This window comes from Maribacter confluentis, assembly GCF_030505015.1.
Taxonomy (GTDB): domain Bacteria; phylum Bacteroidota; class Bacteroidia; order Flavobacteriales; family Flavobacteriaceae; genus Maribacter; species Maribacter sedimenticola.
Genome location: NZ_JAUKUC010000001.1, coordinates 2,634,699 through 2,655,016, shown reverse-complemented (window position 1 = coordinate 2,655,016; position 20,318 = coordinate 2,634,699). Strand labels below are relative to the sequence as shown.

Sequence of the window (20,318 nt, the reverse complement as noted above, 5' to 3'; positions counted from 1 at the left end):
TCCTCCAAAAAAGATGGTAATAATAAACAAAAGAAAAATACTGCCATAATTCATATATTTTTTCATCACTATAGTTTTATTGTACTTTAAAATCGAATACCTCTGATCTAGAAGAATTACCCGCTAGATCTTTTGTAATTACACGCCAATAATATGTTTGTCCTGAGCTAGTATTTGTAGTTGTACTTCTTTGAGTTGTATTGGCAATACTTACGGTAGGGTTATTAGATGTACCAAAAAATATTTCAAAATCATTAAGGTCATTATCGACATCAGTAGCATCCCATTCTAACGTAATGGTACCCGAAACACTTATTGTTTGGCCTCTTGTAGGACTCACCGCAACAGCAGGAAATGGAGCATAATTTTCTACCCCTGTACCCGCATTATAAAATTGCCATTTAGCGCTACTTGGAGATTGATTAGAACCAGCAGCCTTAGAAACTACATACCACTCATAAGGGGTATTTTTCGTAAGACTGATGGCCTTCTCATTGGTACTCGCGTTAACGGTGTTTATGTTGTTTGTAATAAGATTACGAACAGTAACCTCATAAGTATCTACATTAGTACCTTCTTCCCACATAAAGGTTATTGTACTTTCAGCATCGTTTAATGATACACCTTCGGTACACTCAGAATTGTTGTCGGGAAAAATCAAAGTAACGCCCCCAAGACCACCCTTTTCATTTGGGTTTTCATCATCAGGATTATCGTTTCCACCAGAGCAAGCCGTATTTGTAACTAGGCAAATTATTACCATGATTATTTTTAGTACGTTTCTCATTGCTTAATAATTTTGAATGTTTCTATTTTTTGCTGATCACTTATAGATAGTACATAAATGCCATTTTGAAGTATCTCTGCATCTAGCGTAACCATTGTAGTACCAGGCTCTACTTTTTTTAGCAATATAGTTCGACCATCTAAAGTATTTAGTTGCATGGTCATTACCGTTTTAGATGGCTCTCGTAGCTGTACCGTAATCATACCTGTACTCACTGGATTAGGATAAATATTATTTTTTATGGACAAATCAATAACTTCTTCAAATACCCCTTGGCAATCTTTATCCGTTTTGATTGTGACATAATTTTCTTCACTTTTTAAGTATACCGTTATTTCAGGTTCAGAAGTTTTAAAAACCTCATCATTTATTTTAATGGTATAAAAAGAGCCACCCGATAAATTAAAGGTTGCCGATTTAGTGGTAAGATTGGTTTTAGAGGAAACGGATAATCTATCTGGTTGATCAACGACAACATCAAAACAGTTTTCAAAACCTGTCTCGCCCTGTATCGTTATACAGATAGTATATATTCCCCCAACTAAATTGCTAAATGAAGTTGTAGTAGTAAAATTTATTGATGAATTTGCGCCATTACCACTTATTGTAGCTATATAGCTATTATCCATATTGGCATTAATGGTAATACTACCATTATTACTATCTATACAAGATTCTCCTTTAGACAAAATTCTAAAATTATCTGTAGGCAAAGAAAAAATTGCACAGCCAGATGTATTTACAGCAGTATTCGGTGGTGTATTCGGGCACTGGTCCTCATTATTCAAAACCCCGTCACTATCTTCATCATTAGAATTTGAAGAAACATCTTCCCCTAAGGTTACTGTAAATATTTTTGTACTACCATCTTCCGCTACCACCATATAATCAATAGAATTTGTAAAATCGTTTGTATTAACACCGCTTTGTTGTAGTACTTCACCAATGTAAACTTGGGATTTTTGAGAATGAGCAAATGTTGCTATAAGACTCTGAGAATTAATATTAGTAGGTATCGATATATTAATATTTTCACCGCTTATTATCCCTACAGATGCAGGATTGGTTACATTAAACCTAAAATCGGTTATTTCTTTTTCACTACTCGCGGTTTCGCGCTCACCTACTGTATACCAAACTCCCCATATACCATTAGGTATCAATACGTTTGGCGAACCCTGGGGTGTCAACTTATCTGCAGCTAAACTAATTATAGCAATATCCTCATCTGAATCATTATAGGTATCAAACAAAAGTTTGTCATCATTTTTTGAATAGTTAGGATATCCTATTTTATTATTCTGATATACTGTTTTAACTTCTCCAGTTTCGATATTTGCGGTTATGACCTCGTAGGTATCATTATTCTGATTCAATAAATCAAAAGCCAATATATTTCCCGATGTTTTTGCAAAAGAAGGGTTGCCTATGCTTATGCCTTCTGGTAAGTTGGTGAATATTTTCTGAATATTTCCATCCCCAAAAGTATTTGTCTGATTGTTCCATGCCCTGAGTGAACCAACGTCCCAATATTCTATTGAGGATCCATTTGCGTTATTCAATTTATTTAAGGCATCATAAATTAAATATTGACCAGAGTAATCCCACTCTAATGCATCGGCATACAAAATTTCTCCAGTAGTAACACCATCTGCAGTTGTTGGATTGTATAGTTCAAAAATCTTAGCTTCTGAAGTAATGATATCAGAAACAAAAATGACACCATCTATATCATTTCGTACCGCCGCAAGTCTAGTCCCATCTTTAGACAAAGAAACAGATGCCCATATTTCTTCATCTGAAATTACAAATTCTTCTATATTGTTCTGATCTAAGGATACTGCGTTTATAGTATTATCTTCAGTAACATAAATAGCGAAACTTCCATTATCTGCAACACTAGGCTTCTTTGATATTTTGGTAGTGGTCAACGGCACATAGTTTTCGCCATTGGTATCTGAAATATAAAGTGTGTTCGGGTCTTCCTCTCTAATATCAACACTTAATATAAATTCTGAACCAGTCACCTTCGGAATTTCATTTTCAGTATCGGTTGCAGTACCATCTTCAATACCTACGTCATTAAAAGCATTTATTGCTGCTTGCATTTCTGGAGAATCGGCACCATATAAATCAATGGCTGATTCAATTACCCCTAATCTAAGATCTATAAATTGAGAGTTTGCCGTGAGATAAGTTGTCAGCGTTCTGTAATATACTTGTTCTGCCTTATCTTTTCCAATTTCAGTGGCATATAAATAATATGCCTTATTTACGATACCACTATTTATATGTACCCCACCATTATCTTGACTACCCGTATAATACTCGGTCATATCTTTAGGTTGCCACCCCCTATCACCAAGTTGACTGCCTCCATTATTAGGGTTCGACATATCGCGCAAAGCGCCAGATGAAAAATATTGGGTACTCACCACATCTTCTCCTAACTGCCAGTCTTCACGGTCAATCATTGTACCGAAAATATCGGCAAAAGATTCGTTTATGGCGCCCGACTGATATTCGTAAACTAAATTGGCTGTGTTCTGTATAACACCATGTGACATTTCATGACCGCCCACATCCAAACTACCGGCTAAAGGAGAAAATGCATCCCTTCCATTACCATAAAACATATAGGTGCCGTTCCAATAAGCATTGTCTAACCCCCCGCCATCATCATCAACTACATTTATTAAAGAGAAAATAGTACCACCTTGACCGTTTATAGAATTTCTATTAAAGGTGTTTCTAAAATAATCATACGCAATACCTGCATTGTAATGGGCCGAAATAGCAATTGGATTATTCCATGCATTGGTTGTATTGGTCACATGGTATATATTGGTATTCTCGTCAACAATTTCATTTCTTAAATCAAGTGTCATTATTCCACCAACCGGGTTATCGGGCATTTGCGACTGCCCTGGGCTATACATAGGTCTGGTTATGTCTATTAAATAATTTACTCCATCGTTATTGAAGGTATTTACTTCTCTAAATGCATCGTTGAGATCCAAACCAGTACCTGTAGTTGGCGGAAATATCGCTTTATTTTCATTAAGCTCGTATGTATTTAACTCATGTAGCAAAGTACAGGTATTATAATATTTATGAAGTATAGCTCCTGTTTGTGCATTAATAAAATACTCCCATCGGTCTTTTAAGTTTGGATGAACAGTGATATGATGAGTTAAAACTATTTCTTCATTGGAACGATAAAACACAAGCTCACTAATCGGATTAGGAACTGAAATCATCTCTTTTTTTGAAGTGATGGTCTTTCGTAGAGAGACCCCTAAATCTGACTCTATCTGAACAAGTGCAACGTCTTTATCTATTTTTGGTGTTACATTAGCCCCTAATGGTGTAGCTATTGGGCTGCCGTTCAACGCAAAATGATTCTTATTAGAATTCATATGCACAATAACCTCTGCGCCATATACCTTAACACCCTTATAAACCTGTTGCATTTTAAAGTGTGTTCGTCCTAGAACATCAGTCACTTCAGAAGTTAGTTGAAATTCATTAAGACCATCGTTAATTTTTAATAAAGGTGCAATTTCAGAAAGGTATGTTGCGGCAATCGATACCTCTGATGAACGAATCATACTATGCTTAGCATCTTCAGTTGGTTTGCTTTTTATGAATATTGATGACGCATTTTTATTTCTTCTAATAGAAGAGTGTTTAAATTTGAGTTCAGTTTTCACAGGATTAAATATAGAAGGCATTTGAAAATTTCTATTCCCTATGATTATTGGTACTTTTTTCAAATTTGACTTTAATGGTTGAAGATTAAAAGGTTTTGGTTGAATGGACTTTGAAGTCGTTCCTTTATCCTCATGCCTTTTCTCATTAAAAGAACCTTGGGCTATGACCCTGGCTGTAGAAAGAAAACTTAAAACTATAAATACGCGTAGTGTTCTTCTCATGTTCGATTAATTCAACAGGTTCATTAAGTTGTCATACAAATCTTTGTATAACGGATTTACACCATGTTCAAAACTTCCCCAAACGATTTTTGACGAGTCATCCAATTCCACTTCTTCAATAAAATAATAAACATTACCAGGATGATTGAAATCAATTTCGGCCAATTGCAACCCTTTTAATTGATTAAAAAACGCTTCAGATTTATTTTCAGGAATCGACTCCAATTCCACCGATTTTCCAGTCATTGAATTCATGTGGAACAATTGTCCATTTTCTAATAGAATATATGTATCTGTAGCACCGGTAATGCCGCCACCTTTACCAAAGATCAATTGTTTTTCAGGAAGGTTATCTAATGTAAAATGTTGTGGTTTACACGAAATAAGAGTGATAAAAAGAAATATAATCATGGTTTGTTTTAGCTTCATAGCAATCACTTAAAAATATTGTTTGGTTGGCGTATTATTTATAGTCACAAGTTAAACCCACTAATTATTATAGGAAATACCACCTTAACCGTATTTTTATCTAGTGGTTTTCAGGTATATTGATTTTGAAGTATTTATACTATTTGAAAGAAATGTATATTGGTAGTTTCAAGATTATCTTATGAGTACAAATTCGTTTCATTATAGCATTTTATTATTACTTTTTATACTACCACTTGTTGCGACTTCTCAATTTGGGAATACTTCAAAAATTGATAGTTTACGTAATGAGTTGATTCTAGTAAAAACAGACACATCCAAAGTCAACATACTATCTGAACTTTCGTTGGTTTTAAGTAAAATTGATTCTGTAGGAACTTTCCAAACAGCATTTGAAGCCTTATCGTTAAGCCAAAAAATAAAATACCAAAGAGGAGAGGCCGCCGCATTATTCTCTATTGGAGGTGCATATATGGACTATTTTGACCTTAAAAAAGCAGATGAATACCTAGATAAAGGTCTGTCTATTATTGAGCAAATTGTACAAAAAGATTCTTCCAGAACCAATCTGAAATTATGGTTACGTGGTCACTATTTTAAAGCTGTAAATTATAGTTACAAAGGAGATGTGCAAAAAGAGGTGGAAATGACCGATAAGGTTATTCCTATTGCACAAAAATTGAACGACATGGATTTTCTAACTAATGTGTATACAAATATTGGCATACTTAATATGAATTTAGGGCAAAACACAGATGCCTACAATAGTTTTGCAAAAAGCAATCAAATCAATAAAACATTAGCGTCACCAAAAAGGACCATTTTCACAGATCTTATGTTATCTCAACTACTATATTCAATGGATTCTATTCAGCAAATGAGTCCGTTTTTAAATGAAGCTAAAACTTTACTGGATGTTGATTCAAATGCATTAGATTGGCATCTTTACTACACTTTAGAAGGTCTTTACCATTCAGGTTTAGATAATTATGACCAAGCAATTTCTTCTCTAGACAAAGCCAAAGAGATTGTTATGAACCAGCAAATGCATCAAGAATTCTATACACTTTTGCAACGCTATGCCTTGGTAAGTGAGAAAAATAACGATTACCCTGCCGCGGTTACCTATATGACAGAATATATAAATATGGCAAAAGAAAAGAAAAAGCCAACGAGTATTTTTCAAGGCCTATATAAACGTTCACAGTACGAAGCTGCCCAAGAAAATTATAAAAATGCCTATACCGATTATGTTATGGCCATTGATATTTATGATAGCTTAGGCACTGCAGAAACACTTAAGAATATAAAAGAACTTGAACTAAAATATGATGCCGCTGAAAATGAAAAAAAGATTCTTGCACTGACCATTATAAATGAAAAGAAAAAATCACAAACATATCTGTTAATAGGTTTGGCTTCTGCCCTGGCATTTTTACTATTTGGTGGATACTATATCTATAATCAACGTCTTAGAAAAGCAAGAAAAAAAGAACATTTACATGAATCGGAAATGAACTTACTAAAACAAGAGCAGCAAAATAAAATCTTTTCGGCCATGATCGAAGGGCAAGAAAAAGAACGTAAAAGATTGGCAATCGATTTACATGACGGACTTGGAGGCAGACTTTCTGGAATAAGTTTAAACCTATCTAAATTAGATAAGGATGAACCTATAAAATATCCAAAGCAAGAATTGCAGAAGGTTATGAAAGATTTAAGCGATTCATTAACCGAACTACGGTCTATTGCCAGAAATATGATGCCAGAAACTTTAGTGAAATTTGGCCTAGAAGCTGCTTTAAAAGATTATTGTAGTAGCATGACAGGTAATGAAACCAAAGTATTATTACAGTTTTATGGCAATGAAATAGGAATTGATTTAAATCAACAGGTTACAATGTATAGGGTTATTCAAGAACTAATCAACAATGCTGTTAAGCATGCCAAGGCATCTGAAGTGTTGGTACAATATATGCGTGAAGGAAATAATGTAGATATTACAGTAGAGGACAATGGTATTGGCTTTATAAAAGAAATATCAGATGAAGCAACGACAGGTATGGGATTATTAAATTTAAGGACAAGAGTAGCCTATCTAAAGGGTAATTTAGACTTCAATTCAGAATTAAATGAAGGCACAACCGTTAACGTACATATCAATATAGATGCAGCCTAAAGCTATCAACGTACTAATTGTAGATGATCACCCAATGGTTATAGAAGGTTTAAAAACTCTCTTAGCAGGCGAAACTACTATTCATATTAAAAATTATTTTACCAACGGAAATGATACCCTCGCATTCTTAGAAAATGACACGTGCGATATTATATTGTTAGATGTAAACCTACCCGACATTAATGGCGTTGAAATGGTTGGTATGATTCTGAATAAAAGGGCAAATATTGGAATTTTAGGATTAAGCACCTATTCAGAACCGAGCATCATTAACCAAATGATTAAAAATGGAGTAAAAGGTTACCTTTTAAAAAATGCTACAAGCAATGAATTAGTTGAAGCTATTAACCAAGTACATCAAGGACGGTTTTATTTTGGTAGTGAAATTCAAAAAATACTTGCAGACTCTGTTGCCCAAGACACGAAAGCCGCTCCAAAATTAACGCGTAGAGAAAAACACGTTCTTGCTTTGATTTCAGAAGGTAAAACGACTAACACAATTGCCGAAGAATTATTTATAAGTCCATTAACCGTCGAGACTCATAGGCGTAATCTAATGCAAAAATTAAAAGTCTCTAATGCTGCATCTTTAATTAAAGTTGCCATTGAAAAAAAATTAATTTAGATATTTAAATAGGGCTACGGCCATAAATCAAGAGCACCTATTTCAACCCACACTTATTAATTAGTTTTCGTTGAAAGTTAAATTATGCAATTCCTATTCTTATAGCTATAATTCAAAAACTGGTAAATAATTCTGATAAATTTCATGTTAAAGTTAAATATTATCTTTGAAATAAGACTTTATATATGCGTCAAACCCATTTTTTATTTTTATATCTTTTAAGCCTGTTAACAGCAATTTCATATGGGCAAGACAATATAGATAATGCTACAGCTGTAATAAATCTTACCCAACCCAATTCCAATACAGTATGGAACATACCAAATAAAGTTGCTTTAGAATGGAACACAGTACATATTGATACGAGTAAAACAATTCGTTTTTTTCTGGTACGCAATGAAATGGTCGTACAAGAATTGGGAACCTTTAAAAATGATGGGTTTGAAGAAGGAATAGAATTGGCAAAGAATATTGGTTCAGGCAATAGATATCAAGTAGTAGCCATAGAACTCTTTCCTGATAATAAATTCAAAATTGCAAAAAAGGTTACACCGTTCTTCACCATTACCAATGCGGCATCTGATGAAAGAAAGAAAAAACAACAATTGGCAAACGCCAACCCTGTTCCCGTAAAGAAAGTAAAAAACAAAAAAAATAGCAGCAATACGGAAACCTTAGTGAATATTACCCCGGAACCTGCACCACAAATTAAAAAAGAACCGATTTTACGAGAAAGTTTTGAAGGTAGAAAAATTTCGTATACCAAAAAATTTGAATTCGATTCTGAAAATATTATTGTCAAAATTTGGGATCATGGTAGGCAAGACGGGGATATTGTATCCATTTATCTCAATGGTGTATCTGTTGTTTCAAAATATTATCTCACCTATTTTAAACAAGCGTTCAATATAAAACTGAACCCAGACAAACCTAACGATTTATTTCTCTATGCCCATAATTTAGGTAGTTCTCCACCTAATACGGTTTCATTAGAAATTTCAGACGGAAAAAAGGCTGAAAACATAATTCTAAACTCAGACCTACAAAGCTGTGAAGCGGTTTTGATCAGTGTAAAATAGTATAAATTCCTCTTATAGTCATTGCTACTTTTACTTAATATTAAAAGGTATTTTTAAGATTGCAAACACTTTTTAAACTTACCTCTATTTCTTTAATTTTTTAATATTTACTTTAACAATACCATAATTTAATGTTTATTATTTAATGAAATAGCAATATTTTGGCACTATTATTACATATTTTATTTTTTATATAAATAATTTTATTACATTTAATTAACATTTTTTAACAATCCGTGTACGTTAACGAATATTCAATAAATTAAAAACTTACAATATTACTGGTTCCATGTACTAAAAAGATTAATTAAGAACACCTCCTATTTAATTTATAATTATAGCTCAAAAATCAACTTTAATTAACTACCTAATTACACTTAACAAATGAAAAAAAAACACATTAAAAAATTAAGTCGGAAAACAAAGAGTTTACTGTTATCTGCCGTACTTGGCATTTTAGCAGTAGGCCCAATTTTGGGAAATTCAGATCATTCATCTAAATCAATAATAGTCGAAGATGTCCAAACAACCGTTACGGGTCAGATACTGGATGAAAACGGCATACCTCTAGCAGGTGCAAGTGTCGTTGTCAAAGGCACTACTATGGGATCTGTAGCGGATTTTGACGGGAATTACAGTATAAGTGCCCCATCTAACAGTACATTGGTATTCAGCTATGTAGGCTATGGTAAAAACGAAGTTGCGGTCAACGGCAGAACTACTATTAATGTAACTCTGGAACCGGACGCTTCTTTGTTGGATGAAGTGGTTTTGGTAGGATACGGTACCCAAAAGAAAGGTGAGGTAACCGGTGCTATTGAGACCGTAAGTGCCGAACAATTAAGTATTGTACAGGTATCCAGTAGTATAGATGCCATCAAAGGGCAAATAGCCGGTGTTGATGTACAGTCCACAGGTGGAAGACCCGGACAGAACCCAACGGTTAGGATTCGTGGTAGACGTTCGATAAGCGCATCTAACGATCCGTTGTATGTAGTTGACGGTATTCCTTTAATTGACGGACCAAATTCTATGGCGGATATCAATCCAGATGATATTGCCTCCATGCAAGTACTTAAAGATGCTGCAGCAACGGCCGTTTACGGTTCCAGGGGTGCAAATGGTGTTATATTGGTTTCTACCAACCGTGGTAAGGTTGGAAAAACCAAAATTACCTATAGCAGTAGATACGGTACAACCTCTGCCACAAGATTAGTGGATATGATGAACGGTGCGGAGTTTGCAGATTTAAAAAGAGAGTCCAGACGTATTGGCTGGAACGGAGCCATACCTGCGGATACTGAAGTATTTTTAGACCCAATTGAATTAGAATCATTGGCACAAGGTCGCTCAACGGATTACCAGGATTTGGTTACCGGTAATGGGTATCAGACCAATCATCAAATAGGTGTAAGCGGAGGTTCGGAAAATACCACGTTCAGTACATCAATAGGTTATTTTAAAGAGCAGGGAATTATATCCAACCAAGATTTTGAACGCTTTTCCGGGCGTTTGAACGTGGACCATAAGATCAACGATACATTTAAGATCGGTGCATCGTTCCTTGTCGCCAGAACGGAACAAAATTGGGGTTCTAATGCAACTTTAGGTGAAGCCTTGGCCAATAACCCCTTAGGGGTTCCATATGATGAAAATGGTGATTTAAAATTTCTTCCCACTAATGATGGTATCCGTACAAATCCTTTAAATGAACTAGTAGAAGGAGCTTTTATAGATGAAAGGCAGCAAACAAGAATATTTGCTCCCATTTATTTGGATATCAATATTGCTGAAGGTATTAAATGGACCACTACTTTTGGTCCTGATATTAGAATAGGAAGAAGAGGAACATTTGCAGGAAGTTTAACCAACACCAACCGTGGAGGACCTGGTAGAGCACGTATATTGAATGTTAACGACCTTGGTTATACCCTAGAAAATTTATTGACCTATAATACGGCGTTAACGGATAGACAAAATTTAAAGGTTACCCTTTTACAGAGTATACAGAAATCTAGGGTTGAATATAATGACGGTAATGTAACTGGTATACCCTATGAATCACAATCATTTTATAACCTAGGTTCTGCAACCCAAGGTGGGGTATTAGAATCCGGATTGACGGAATGGGCCCTAGCTTCTTTTATGGGAAGGATCAATTATGATTTTGACAGCAAATATTTGTTTCAAGCATCCTTACGTGCGGATGGCTCGTCTAGATTGGCCCCTGGCAACCAATGGAAATACTTTCCGGGTGTATCTGCAGGATGGCGTTTAGACCAAGAAGATTTTTTAATGGAGACACAGGTTTCGGAAATGAAGTTAAGGGCATCTTATGGTGAAGTAGGCAACACTTCCGTACTGCCATACCAAACTGCAGGTAGGTTGGCAAGTTCAGTATATGCCTTTGGAGAATCACCCGCGTTAGGATTTGGCCTAAACGAAATCCCCAACGAGGATTTGACCTGGGAGGTTTCAAAAACGTTGGATATTGGTTTGGATTATGGGTTCTTCAATAATCGTTTGGTAGGTTCTTTTGATTGGTTTAGAACCAATACCGTAGACCTATTATTGGAAAGAAGTCTGCCATCTACCTCTGGTTACGAGAATGTTTTACAGAATGTAGGAAGTACAAGAACTACAGGATTTGAATTCTCTATTAGCGGTGGTATCATTGATAACCCAGATGATGGGTTTAATTGGGACGTAGATTTAAATCTATCTACCTATAATGAAGAAATAACGGAACTTGCCTTAACGGATGCGGATGGAAATCCACTGGATGATGTAGGTAACGGATGGTTTATAGGTCAGCCCATAAGAGTATTCTATGATTATGAAAAAATAGGTATTTGGCAAGCCAATGAAGAGGCTGCCGCTTTGGCTGCTGACAATAAGGTCCCGGGTGAGATTAAACTGAACGATTTAAATGGTGATGGAGTTATTACGCCAGATGACAGAAAAATAATTGGTAATGGTGTACCAGATTGGTATGGTGGCTTTAACAACAAATTTTCCTACAAAGGATTTGATTTGGGAATTTTCTTTGTCTTTAGACAAGGCCACACTGTGCAATCTAATTTTCATGGAAGCAACAACGCCTTGTTTGGTAGATACAACAACCTAGATGTAGATTATTGGACTATTGACAATCCTACTAACGCCTATCCAAGACCTAATGAAAATCAAGAAAGTCCAAGGAACGGTTCAACGTTACGCTATTTTGATGGTAGTTTCATTAAGCTAAGGAATATATCGTTAGGCTATAATTTACCAGATTCAATAGTTGAAAAACTGAGTATGGAAAAATTACGTTTGTCAGTATCTGGACAGAATCTTTGGTTTGCAAGTGATTACGATACCTATGATCCTGAAATTTCAGAAGATTCTACAGATTTGAACAGTGGTGTTGTACCTAGTACAAAACAATGGTCATTATCCTTAAAGGCAACCTTTTAACCATAAAAAAATTGTTAGTTTAAATAGAATAATTTAAATATTATGAACAGAAAAATTTATATACTCTTAGTTTTAGCACTGGCTTTTACAACAAAGTCATGTGATAAATTTATTGAAGAGGAGCTGGTAACCGACGTTTCAGCTGCCTCTTATTATACTACCGAAAGTGGCCTAGAAGATGGTGTTAGAGCAACCTATTCCACTTTTAAACCCTTTTATGGACAGGAAATTAGTGCGGCCATGTTAACCTTTGGAACAGATATTTGGACCAATGGGGCGGATGGTGGACATAAAGTCTTTAATTTTTACGATGGCGGACTTAATGGTGCGGAAAGTTATATTACCGATTCATGGGACAACTGGTATAAAGGAATCAACCAAGCAAATGCAATTGTTAACCGTGCCGCGGATGTTGAAATGGATGAAGCCAAAAAAACGTTGAGATTGGCAGAAGTACGTTTTTTAAGGGCCTATTTTTATTTTAATATCGTGACCACATTTGGTGACGCCCACCTTAGCTTAGAGGAAACGGAAGGCGTAGAAGTAGAGGCCAACAAAACCTCACAATCAGAAATTTATGCGCAAGCAATTATACCCGATCTAGAATATGCCATAGCCAATTTACCCGATGAGCAATCTGATTATGGTAGGGCCACTAAGCCTGCAGCAGAATTTTTATTGGGTAAGGCACTATTAACGAGAAGCTATCAAGGATTTGCGGAAACTTCTGACGCGTCAAGGGCAGAAACCTTGTTCAGCAATGTTATTAACAATTACAACTTTTCCCTACTTCCCAACTTTGCGGATTTATGGGATATAGATAATCAAGAAAACAGCGAAATGGTTTTTGTAGTTCCAAATTCAAAATCTCAAGTAGATAGTGATGTCGACCCATTTGGACATAGATGGCACCTTTATTTTCTACATGAATATGATGTAAGAAGAGGAATGACAAGGGATATTGCAAACGGTAGGCCATGGAAACGTCACCGGCCTACGGATTTTATGCTGACCCTTTGGGACAGGTCCGTAGATACAAGATATGACGCTTCATTTAAGCATGTATGGTATGCCAACAAAGAAGAACCCGCTACGGATGCCGTAGGAGAAGAACCTGCAAGGGCGGCCTTGGCAATTGGCGATACGGCCATTTATATTCCAGGACCCGGCAAAGATGTAGATTGGCCACAATCAAGACAGAATGAAGTACCTTACTTGGTCTATAGCAATGATGAATATAACGAACGTCTTTTTCCATCCATGAACAAATGGATAGATCCAACTAGACCAGATAGGCAAAAAGTAAACGGCCAACGAGATTTTATCTTAATGAGATTGGCAGATGCCTATTTGTTGCGAGCTGAAGCCAAGCTACAGCAAAACAATCCTTCAGGTGCGGCGGACGACATCAATGTAATTAGATTAAGGGCGGCGGTTCCAGGCCAAGAAGCGGCCTCACAGATTGCCCCGGCAGATGTGGATTTGGATTTTTTACTTGATGAAAGGGCTAGAGAATTAGTAGGCGAAGGCCATCGTTGGCCAGATTTGACCAGAACGGGCAAATTGGTAGAACGAACAAGGTTGTACAACCCGCAAGCATCTCCCAACATACAAGATTACCACACAGTAAGACCAATACCCCAAAATCAAATAGATAGGGCGTTGGGTGGCTACCCGCAAAACCCGGGCTATCCACAATAATATTGTTAGTTTGAGTTAGTTTTAGTTTAATCCTCCTTTAACCAAATAGTTTTAGGAGGATTTTTTTATGAGCAACTATTACATAAAATGCTCCCTTACAAATATCTCTACGGGAATATCAAGATCAAGGTCTGCACTATCTTGCTTGGTCAAGGAATTGAATAAATTCTTTATGGCCGCATAACCTTGGTATTTAGGCTGTTGATTGATCAAAAAATCAATTTTTCCATTTTTTAGGTACTTCAAATTTTTATCGTTTAGATCAAAACCCAATAATGAGGTATTGCTAACGCTATACTCCGATAAAATTTCAGGAATTAAATGTGCCCTTGAATTGGTAACGAAAATTCCTTTTGGGCTATCTCCTTTAAACCAAGAAAGCATTTCTTCCGTAATTTCCAATGCTTCGTTCAAAGGATGGTTTACTGTCTTGATCATAACATCCTTTTTCAACGATTTAAAAAAGGACCTAAAACCGTCCTCACGTTGTTTATTGTTAACCTGTATACCCACATCGTTATACGTATTTACAATGAAATATTTTCCTTTATCCCCTACCAGCCCATGTAGCAATCTGCCGGCTACCATACCTGCCTTATGGGAATTTTGTCTTATGAAATTAGAAGGATATTTTAATGGTATTTCGGTATCTAAAAAAACGACTTTCAATTTTCTTTTTTTAGAGGCTTCCAAAAACATGTTACATTCTTTTTCAAAAAAAGGTACCGTTATGACCGCATCATAGTTCTTTAATACAATTTGACTACATCCTTTTCTAAATGAAGATGATGATGAACCTGCAAATTGATAATGATCGCCACGCACGCCAAATTCCTTTAGTTCATCCAAGGCATTTGCAATGCCCAATTTTGGCAGTTCCCAATAATTTGAGGTCGATGTTGATTCTGGTAATAATATAGCAAATTTTATCTTGTTTACAGAAGCGAGCTTTAACCTACTTGCTACTGTATTTTTCTGATAGCCGTTTTCCTCAATAATCTTTAGTATCCTAAGTTCTGTTTCTTTGGACACCCCACCTCGTTTATGCAGCACACGGTCAACCGTGCCAATTGAAACATTGGCCAATTCCGCTATCTGCTTAATACCTATACTCAAATTTCAACCTTTAAATTATCTGCGATAAGGTACTACCCAATATGGTTTCGTGAAAATTTATTCCACAAATTGTATGGGTTAAAGTTCATTTACCATAATATTCCTGAACTGCACGGTCATTTCGTTGCCCGGATGCAGCTGTAATCCTATAGGTCCTTTTAAATTGGCTTTTTCCAGCTCATAGTTCATGACCTCTACCCCATTTAGCCAAACAATATAGGTATTGCCAATGGTCATTGCCCTAATGGTATTCCATCCCTTGTGGTCTAACAGGGCATCAACACCAGAGGCTTCTACCGGATAACCTAAAGTGGGCACGTAAGGCGACGCTGTCATATCCTTTTTCAAAGATCCAGATATACCAATTTGCACCTGCACGTTTCTAGGGTTATCACCTCTCATATATATACCGGTATCCACTACACCCTCACCAAATTTAAAATCCATTTGAACCATAAAATCGGTATATGATTTTTTGGTCCACAAAATAGAGCCAATTTTATCTGGATCGCTCTTGGCCCATAAGGTTCTATTATCTATAGACCACCAAATATTCTTTTTTGGAACGCGCCATTGTTCAAGGTCATTACCATCAAAAATAGGTTTCCAAGCATTATCCCCTGTTTGTCCGTTCACAGGAAGTACGAAAAGAACAAGGAGTAAAATTTGCACAATAACTTTCATGACCTTTATTGATTAAAATCCGTAAACAATTTGGTTATTTCTTCTGGCGTTAACGCTGATCCATTATGTATAAGGATACGGTACTTAAAAGTAGTACTTTCCCCTTCTTTCAATTTAAAGTTCAAGGATTCCTTACCATCTGAAAAAACGGCTTGACCTAACGGGTTTGCAGCAAACAACCCATAATCGCGGGCATGCCAATACGTAGGAAACCCTACATTATCTTCATGATCAATTATGGTTATGGAAACCTGTTCATTTTCTAGTTTACTTTCCAATTTCACCCACTCGTTTCGGGTACCCCAAACCTTATTCCCCGTTAGACCTGAACTTGATATGTAATTGCCCTCTACTCCGTCATTATTTAAAACCTTAACCTTGGTTATATTGCCATCAGCATCTGTAAACTCAGCAGGTTTATCCGTTGGCATTTCCATTTCCCTGGCCACCCTAATACCTATCATTCCTTCCTTATTGTCATTGAAAGCAATATCCTTTAAAGCCTTTAAAGTGGTGTTACGATCAATTATTCTTGTATTACCAACTTGAGCAAAGGTCAATTGGGTGGTTTCCTCCAAAAGATTTTCATTCGTAGAAGTTTGCCAAAAGGCCTTGACCTTGAGTACCCCTTTGTCTTCATCCATCTCCAAAAATTCATCATGGACAATGCCGCCATATTTATCTTTTTCAGCATCTGGAATGGCATAGGAATTGTTCCAAAAATCCAAACCGTTTACATCTCCATAATTAAACCATAAACCCGCATGATGGGGATGGTCAATACGCTCACCAGGTCTTGGTTCAAAAGGAAAACCTCTGGTCAACGTTTTTCCGCTTAGGGTCAATACAGGATATAATATGGGCTTAGGGGTTTTACCGTCATAGATATAGTTTGTAAAAAGAGTACCGTCTAAACTTACCTTTACTTTTTTGGCCGCCTTGTCATGTTCAAAAGTCACTACTGGGTCTTGCACATTTACTTTGTCGCTAATATTTTCAGAAGTTCCTTTATTTTGTTGCTCCTTGCAAGAGGACAATACAACAAGGGTGAATAAAAGAACACTATATTTTATTCTATACATATAGGGTAATTTTTAATATTGAAATATTTCTCCGCCAGCCAATACATTTTGGGTTTTCTCGTCAAAAGTTGCCTTTAATCCAGTCCTTAAAGCTGCCGTGGTCATGATATTGGCAATGGAATGATTATAACCTGCCTCAATTGGCTCGTTGGTAGCTTTACGACTTCTCACACATTCCATCCAATTTAACATGTGCATAGAGGTCATGTTGTCCGCCCCGGTATTTGCAGAGGTTACCACCTTTGGGGCATTGTCACTGAGGTTAAAACCTTCTAGTTTATTTGGTTCCATATTCATGGCACTGGCATATTTTTCTTCCAAACCTCCATTGTCGCTGACTTTATTGGTATCTAGGTTCAATTCTCCAGCGTTAGAATAGTAGATTTCCTTTGTACCCCCGGCAGAATTTGTAAACCTGGAGGAATAAGTGACTTGAAAACCGGATTCTAGATCATCTGTAGGTCCATAATCAAAAACCGCGGACATGGTATCAAAATTTTTACGACCATCTTTCCAAAGGTAGATACCACCGTTAGCCGCAACACTTCTAGGGTGGTCTAAACCAGAAAACCAATGTACGGTATCTATTTGATGCGACATCCATTGACCGGGTATACCGGATGAATACGGCCAAAATAATCTATACTCCAAATATTTTCTCGGGTCCCAAGCCGCTTCAGGTCTATTCATTTGATATCTTTTCCAATCGGTATCAGATTGTCGTATCTCCCTTGTAAGTTTTGGCAACCTCCAACGGCCTGGTTGGTTAACGTTCCATGTCATTTCTACCATGACGATATCGCCAAATTTTCCTGACTTTATAAAGTCATTGGCCGCATGGTAATTGGCCCCACTTCTTCGCTGACTTCCTATTTGGAAAACGATACCTGAATCCTTTACCGCTTTCATACCAATTCTGGCATCGGCCATGGTTTCCGCAAAGGGCTTTTCACAATACACATCTTTTTTGGCATTGGCGGCCTGTACCGTATGCAAGGCATGTTGAAAGTCTGCCGTTGAAATGATGGTTGCATCAATTTTATTCTCCGCATACATTTCCTCATTATTGCGCCATTGCTTTATTTTATTACCCGTAATTTCATTGATATAGGCCACTCCTTCGTCCCTACGTCTGTTCCAAATATCGGACACCCCAACGATTTCAAAATTTTGTGCTTTACTATGGCCATTAAAAGCAGGTATCAAGGCATTTTTAGCCCTATTTGAGAATCCAACAATTCCTATTCTAACCCTATCATTTGATCCAATAATCTTTCTATAACTACTAGCACTCATTGCATTGGCACCTAAAAAAACACCACTGGATGCAAGGGCTGTTTTCTTTATAAAATTCCTTCTTTTATTTTCCATTGTATTAAAGTTTACATGTTCTGTTGATTATTACGTTTTGGTTGAAATCTATTCATTGGTTAGCATTAACTTTTTTGCTTGGAAATAACAGGTGTGCAATTGTTCCAAGGCAATGATATCTCAATACACACAATTATCATATAATTAATAAATTCATATTTTGGACAATATAAAAATATGATTTACTATTTACGTTAACGTTAACGGTTACGAATATAATTATTATTTACATTGATTATAATATTTTATGCAACGAATGCTGTTAAATGTTATTGGTCTGCAAATTGATATGCAATATATTTTTACAATTATAGTGATCAAGCTATGCTACTAATAACCCGCCACTTAAATTCAATGCCCTCCATTTTTACCGGTCAATATTAATGTAGGCTTCTTTGTTTTTGGCTGATAAGCTATCTTTACAAATCAACATTCCAAACAAATAATTCAATGAAGCGCATCTTTTTCCCCCTACTTTTTCTACTCGTTCAGGTTTCATTTTCCCAAGTGGACAATATTCATGGCAAATCAACAATTTATGAAGCGCCAACAGACCCTTTGGTACAACAGAAATTAAAGGAATGGGGAAATCAAAAATTTGGTATGCTGATTCATTGGGGCGTTTACTCGGTTCCGGGGATAATTGAGTCCTGGCAGTTATGTTCAGAAGCTTGGCTGGAAAGACCGGAAGGCATGTCCTATAACGATTATAAGAAATGGTATTGGAACTTGAGTTCTGTTTTTAATCCTGTGAATTTTGATCCAGATAGTTGGGCAGATGCCGCTGATAGTGCAGGGATGAAATATGTGGTTTTTACAACCAAACATCATGACGGGTTTAATATGTTTGACACACAACAAACAGATTACAAAATCACCAATGGTCCATTTAAAAATCATCCAAAAGCAAATGTCGCCAAACATGTGTTCGATGCTTTCAGAAATAAAGATTTTATGATTGGCGCCTATTACTCTAAACCAGATTGGCACTCACAAGATTTCTGGTGGGATAAATATGCTACACCAGACCGCAACCCAAATTACGATATTAGAAAGTACCCAGAACGATGGGAACGTTTTCAAGATTTTGCATACAATCAAATAAATGAATTGGTTACCGATTATGGTGAAATTGATATTCTTTGGCTAGATGGCGGGTGGGTAAGACCACGAGAAACCGTTAACGATGAAGTACGTGCCTGGGGCGCTCCAATACCAGAATGGGACCAACACATTAATATGCCAAAAATTGCGGAAATGGCCCGTAAAGCACAACCCGGGATCATTTTTGCGGACAGAACCGTACACGGTCCTTATGAAAATTATCAAACTCCTGAGCGTTCAATTCCAGAAACAAAATTAGACAACCCATGGGAAAGTTGTATTACTTTAGGGAATGCATGGGGCTACGTACCCAATGACAACTATAAGTCTGCAACTAAAGTTATTCATTCTCTTATCGAAATTGTCGCAAAAGGCGGCAATATGCTACTTGGTGTAGGCCCGCAATCTGACGGATTACTCCCATTAGAAGCAGTAAATAAACTAGAAGCGATTGGTGAATGGCTTTCTAAAAATGGTGATGCTATTTATGGCACTAAAACAACCGATAGCTATACTGATGGCAAAAACTTTTTCACCACAAAAGAAAACACACATTTCGCACTTATTCCTTTAAAAGAGGGCAAAGCATTACCCAATCAAATTTCATGGGGTAAAAATATTCCTAAACAAGGGTCTAAAATCACCTTATTAGAAACAGGAGAAAAATTAGATTGGAGGCTTAAAAATGGTATGGTTCAAGTTTCGCTCCCAAAAAGCTTAAGATCAAAAACCATACCTGCGCTAGCATTTTCATTTAACAAGTAAAA

The 20,318-nt window shown here is 36.4% G+C and carries 13 protein-coding genes; 6 read left to right on the top strand and 7 right to left on the bottom strand.

The genetic code is table 11. The features are described 5' to 3' along the window. Nucleotides 1–76: 76 nt before the first annotated feature. Genes Q2T41_RS11575 through Q2T41_RS11565 form a run of 3 tightly spaced genes read right to left on the bottom strand, consistent with a single transcriptional unit; the run spans nt 77 to nt 5,151 of the window. Nucleotides 77–787, bottom strand: a complete 711-nt coding sequence (locus Q2T41_RS11575) for a hypothetical protein (RefSeq protein ID WP_304436221.1) — start codon at nt 785–787, stop codon at nt 77–79. After that, nucleotides 784–4,722 (bottom strand): M4 family metallopeptidase, encoded by a 3,939-nt coding sequence (locus tag Q2T41_RS11570; RefSeq protein ID WP_304436220.1) that lies wholly within the window; start codon nt 4,720–4,722, stop codon nt 784–786. The genes Q2T41_RS11575 and Q2T41_RS11570 overlap by 4 nt, the downstream gene beginning before the upstream one ends. Nucleotides 4,723–4,728: 6 nt before the next feature. Then, nucleotides 4,729–5,151 carry a hypothetical protein gene (locus Q2T41_RS11565; RefSeq protein ID WP_304436219.1) on the bottom strand — a complete coding sequence of 141 codons (423 nt, stop codon included), beginning with the start codon at nt 5,149–5,151 and terminating at the stop codon, nt 4,729–4,731. A 181-nt stretch (nt 5,152–5,332) separates the two neighbouring features. On the opposite strand from Q2T41_RS11565, the gene Q2T41_RS11560 reads away from it, so the two are divergent. The 5 genes from Q2T41_RS11560 to Q2T41_RS11540 all read left to right on the top strand — a co-directional run bounded on the left by Q2T41_RS11560 (nt 5,333) and on the right by Q2T41_RS11540 (nt 14,194). Next, nucleotides 5,333–7,330 (top strand): sensor histidine kinase, encoded by a 1,998-nt coding sequence (locus Q2T41_RS11560; protein ID WP_304436218.1) that lies wholly within the window; start codon nt 5,333–5,335, stop codon nt 7,328–7,330. Then, complete coding sequence (locus tag Q2T41_RS11555) at nt 7,320–7,955, top strand: response regulator (RefSeq protein ID WP_304436217.1); 636 nt, start codon at nt 7,320–7,322, stop codon at nt 7,953–7,955. Before Q2T41_RS11560 ends, Q2T41_RS11555 begins: the two co-directional genes overlap by 11 nt. Nucleotides 7,956–8,140: 185 nt before the next feature. Next, nucleotides 8,141–9,034, top strand: a complete 894-nt coding sequence (locus tag Q2T41_RS11550) for a hypothetical protein (protein WP_304436216.1) — start codon at nt 8,141–8,143, stop codon at nt 9,032–9,034. A 384-nt stretch (nt 9,035–9,418) separates the two neighbouring features. Then, nucleotides 9,419–12,493 carry a SusC/RagA family TonB-linked outer membrane protein gene (locus Q2T41_RS11545; RefSeq protein WP_304436215.1) on the top strand — a complete coding sequence of 1,025 codons (3,075 nt, stop codon included), beginning with the start codon at nt 9,419–9,421 and terminating at the stop codon, nt 12,491–12,493. A gap of 42 nt (nt 12,494–12,535) precedes the next feature. Continuing rightward, the gene (locus tag Q2T41_RS11540; RefSeq protein WP_304436214.1) at nt 12,536–14,194 is read left to right on the top strand and encodes a RagB/SusD family nutrient uptake outer membrane protein; all 1,659 of its coding nucleotides are present in this window, start codon (nt 12,536–12,538) and stop codon (nt 14,192–14,194) included. A gap of 78 nt (nt 14,195–14,272) precedes the next feature. On the opposite strand, the gene Q2T41_RS11535 is transcribed toward Q2T41_RS11540, so the two are convergent. The 4 genes from Q2T41_RS11535 to Q2T41_RS11520 form a co-directional block, all read right to left on the bottom strand. Beyond that, on the bottom strand, nt 14,273–15,310 hold the full coding sequence (locus Q2T41_RS11535) for a substrate-binding domain-containing protein (protein ID WP_304436213.1): 1,038 nt from the start codon (nt 15,308–15,310) through the stop codon (nt 14,273–14,275). 78 nt (nt 15,311–15,388) lie between these two features. Next, nucleotides 15,389–15,994, bottom strand: a complete 606-nt coding sequence (locus tag Q2T41_RS11530) for a 3-keto-disaccharide hydrolase (protein ID WP_304436212.1) — start codon at nt 15,992–15,994, stop codon at nt 15,389–15,391. Nucleotides 15,995–15,999: 5 nt separating this feature from the next. Beyond that, a complete protein-coding gene (locus tag Q2T41_RS11525) occupies nt 16,000–17,076 on the bottom strand; it encodes a DUF6807 domain-containing protein (protein ID WP_304436211.1) in 1,077 nt (358 codons plus the stop codon). Nucleotides 17,077–17,088: 12 nt separating this feature from the next. Continuing rightward, the gene (locus Q2T41_RS11520; protein WP_304436210.1) at nt 17,089–18,447 is read right to left on the bottom strand and encodes a Gfo/Idh/MocA family protein; all 1,359 of its coding nucleotides are present in this window, start codon (nt 18,445–18,447) and stop codon (nt 17,089–17,091) included. Between the two features lie 450 nt (nt 18,448–18,897). Between Q2T41_RS11520 and Q2T41_RS11515 the strand changes: the two genes are divergently transcribed. Then, entirely contained in the window at nt 18,898–20,316 is a 1,419-nt protein-coding gene (locus Q2T41_RS11515; protein WP_304436209.1) for an alpha-L-fucosidase, read from the top strand. Nucleotides 20,317–20,318 lie beyond the last annotated feature (2 nt).

Excerpts from the sequence above, each read along its gene's own strand:
- Q2T41_RS11575 (WP_304436221.1), bottom strand. The coding sequence starts at position 787 with ATGAGAAACGTACTAAAAATAATCATGGTAATAATTTGCCTAGTTACA.
- Q2T41_RS11570 (WP_304436220.1), bottom strand. The coding sequence starts at position 4,722 with ATGAGAAGAACACTACGCGTATTTATAGTTTTAAGTTTTCTTTCTACA.
- Q2T41_RS11565 (WP_304436219.1), bottom strand. The coding sequence starts at position 5,151 with ATGAAGCTAAAACAAACCATGATTATATTTCTTTTTATCACTCTTATT.
- Q2T41_RS11560 (WP_304436218.1), top strand. The coding sequence starts at position 5,333 with ATGAGTACAAATTCGTTTCATTATAGCATTTTATTATTACTTTTTATA.
- Q2T41_RS11555 (WP_304436217.1), top strand. The coding sequence starts at position 7,320 with ATGCAGCCTAAAGCTATCAACGTACTAATTGTAGATGATCACCCAATG.
- Q2T41_RS11550 (WP_304436216.1), top strand. The coding sequence starts at position 8,141 with ATGCGTCAAACCCATTTTTTATTTTTATATCTTTTAAGCCTGTTAACA.
- Q2T41_RS11545 (WP_304436215.1), top strand. The coding sequence starts at position 9,419 with ATGAAAAAAAAACACATTAAAAAATTAAGTCGGAAAACAAAGAGTTTA.
- Q2T41_RS11540 (WP_304436214.1), top strand. The coding sequence starts at position 12,536 with ATGAACAGAAAAATTTATATACTCTTAGTTTTAGCACTGGCTTTTACA.
- Q2T41_RS11530 (WP_304436212.1), bottom strand. The coding sequence starts at position 15,994 with ATGAAAGTTATTGTGCAAATTTTACTCCTTGTTCTTTTCGTACTTCCT.
- Q2T41_RS11525 (WP_304436211.1), bottom strand. The coding sequence starts at position 17,076 with ATGTATAGAATAAAATATAGTGTTCTTTTATTCACCCTTGTTGTATTG.
- Q2T41_RS11520 (WP_304436210.1), bottom strand. The coding sequence starts at position 18,447 with ATGGAAAATAAAAGAAGGAATTTTATAAAGAAAACAGCCCTTGCATCC.
- Q2T41_RS11515 (WP_304436209.1), top strand. The coding sequence starts at position 18,898 with ATGAAGCGCATCTTTTTCCCCCTACTTTTTCTACTCGTTCAGGTTTCA.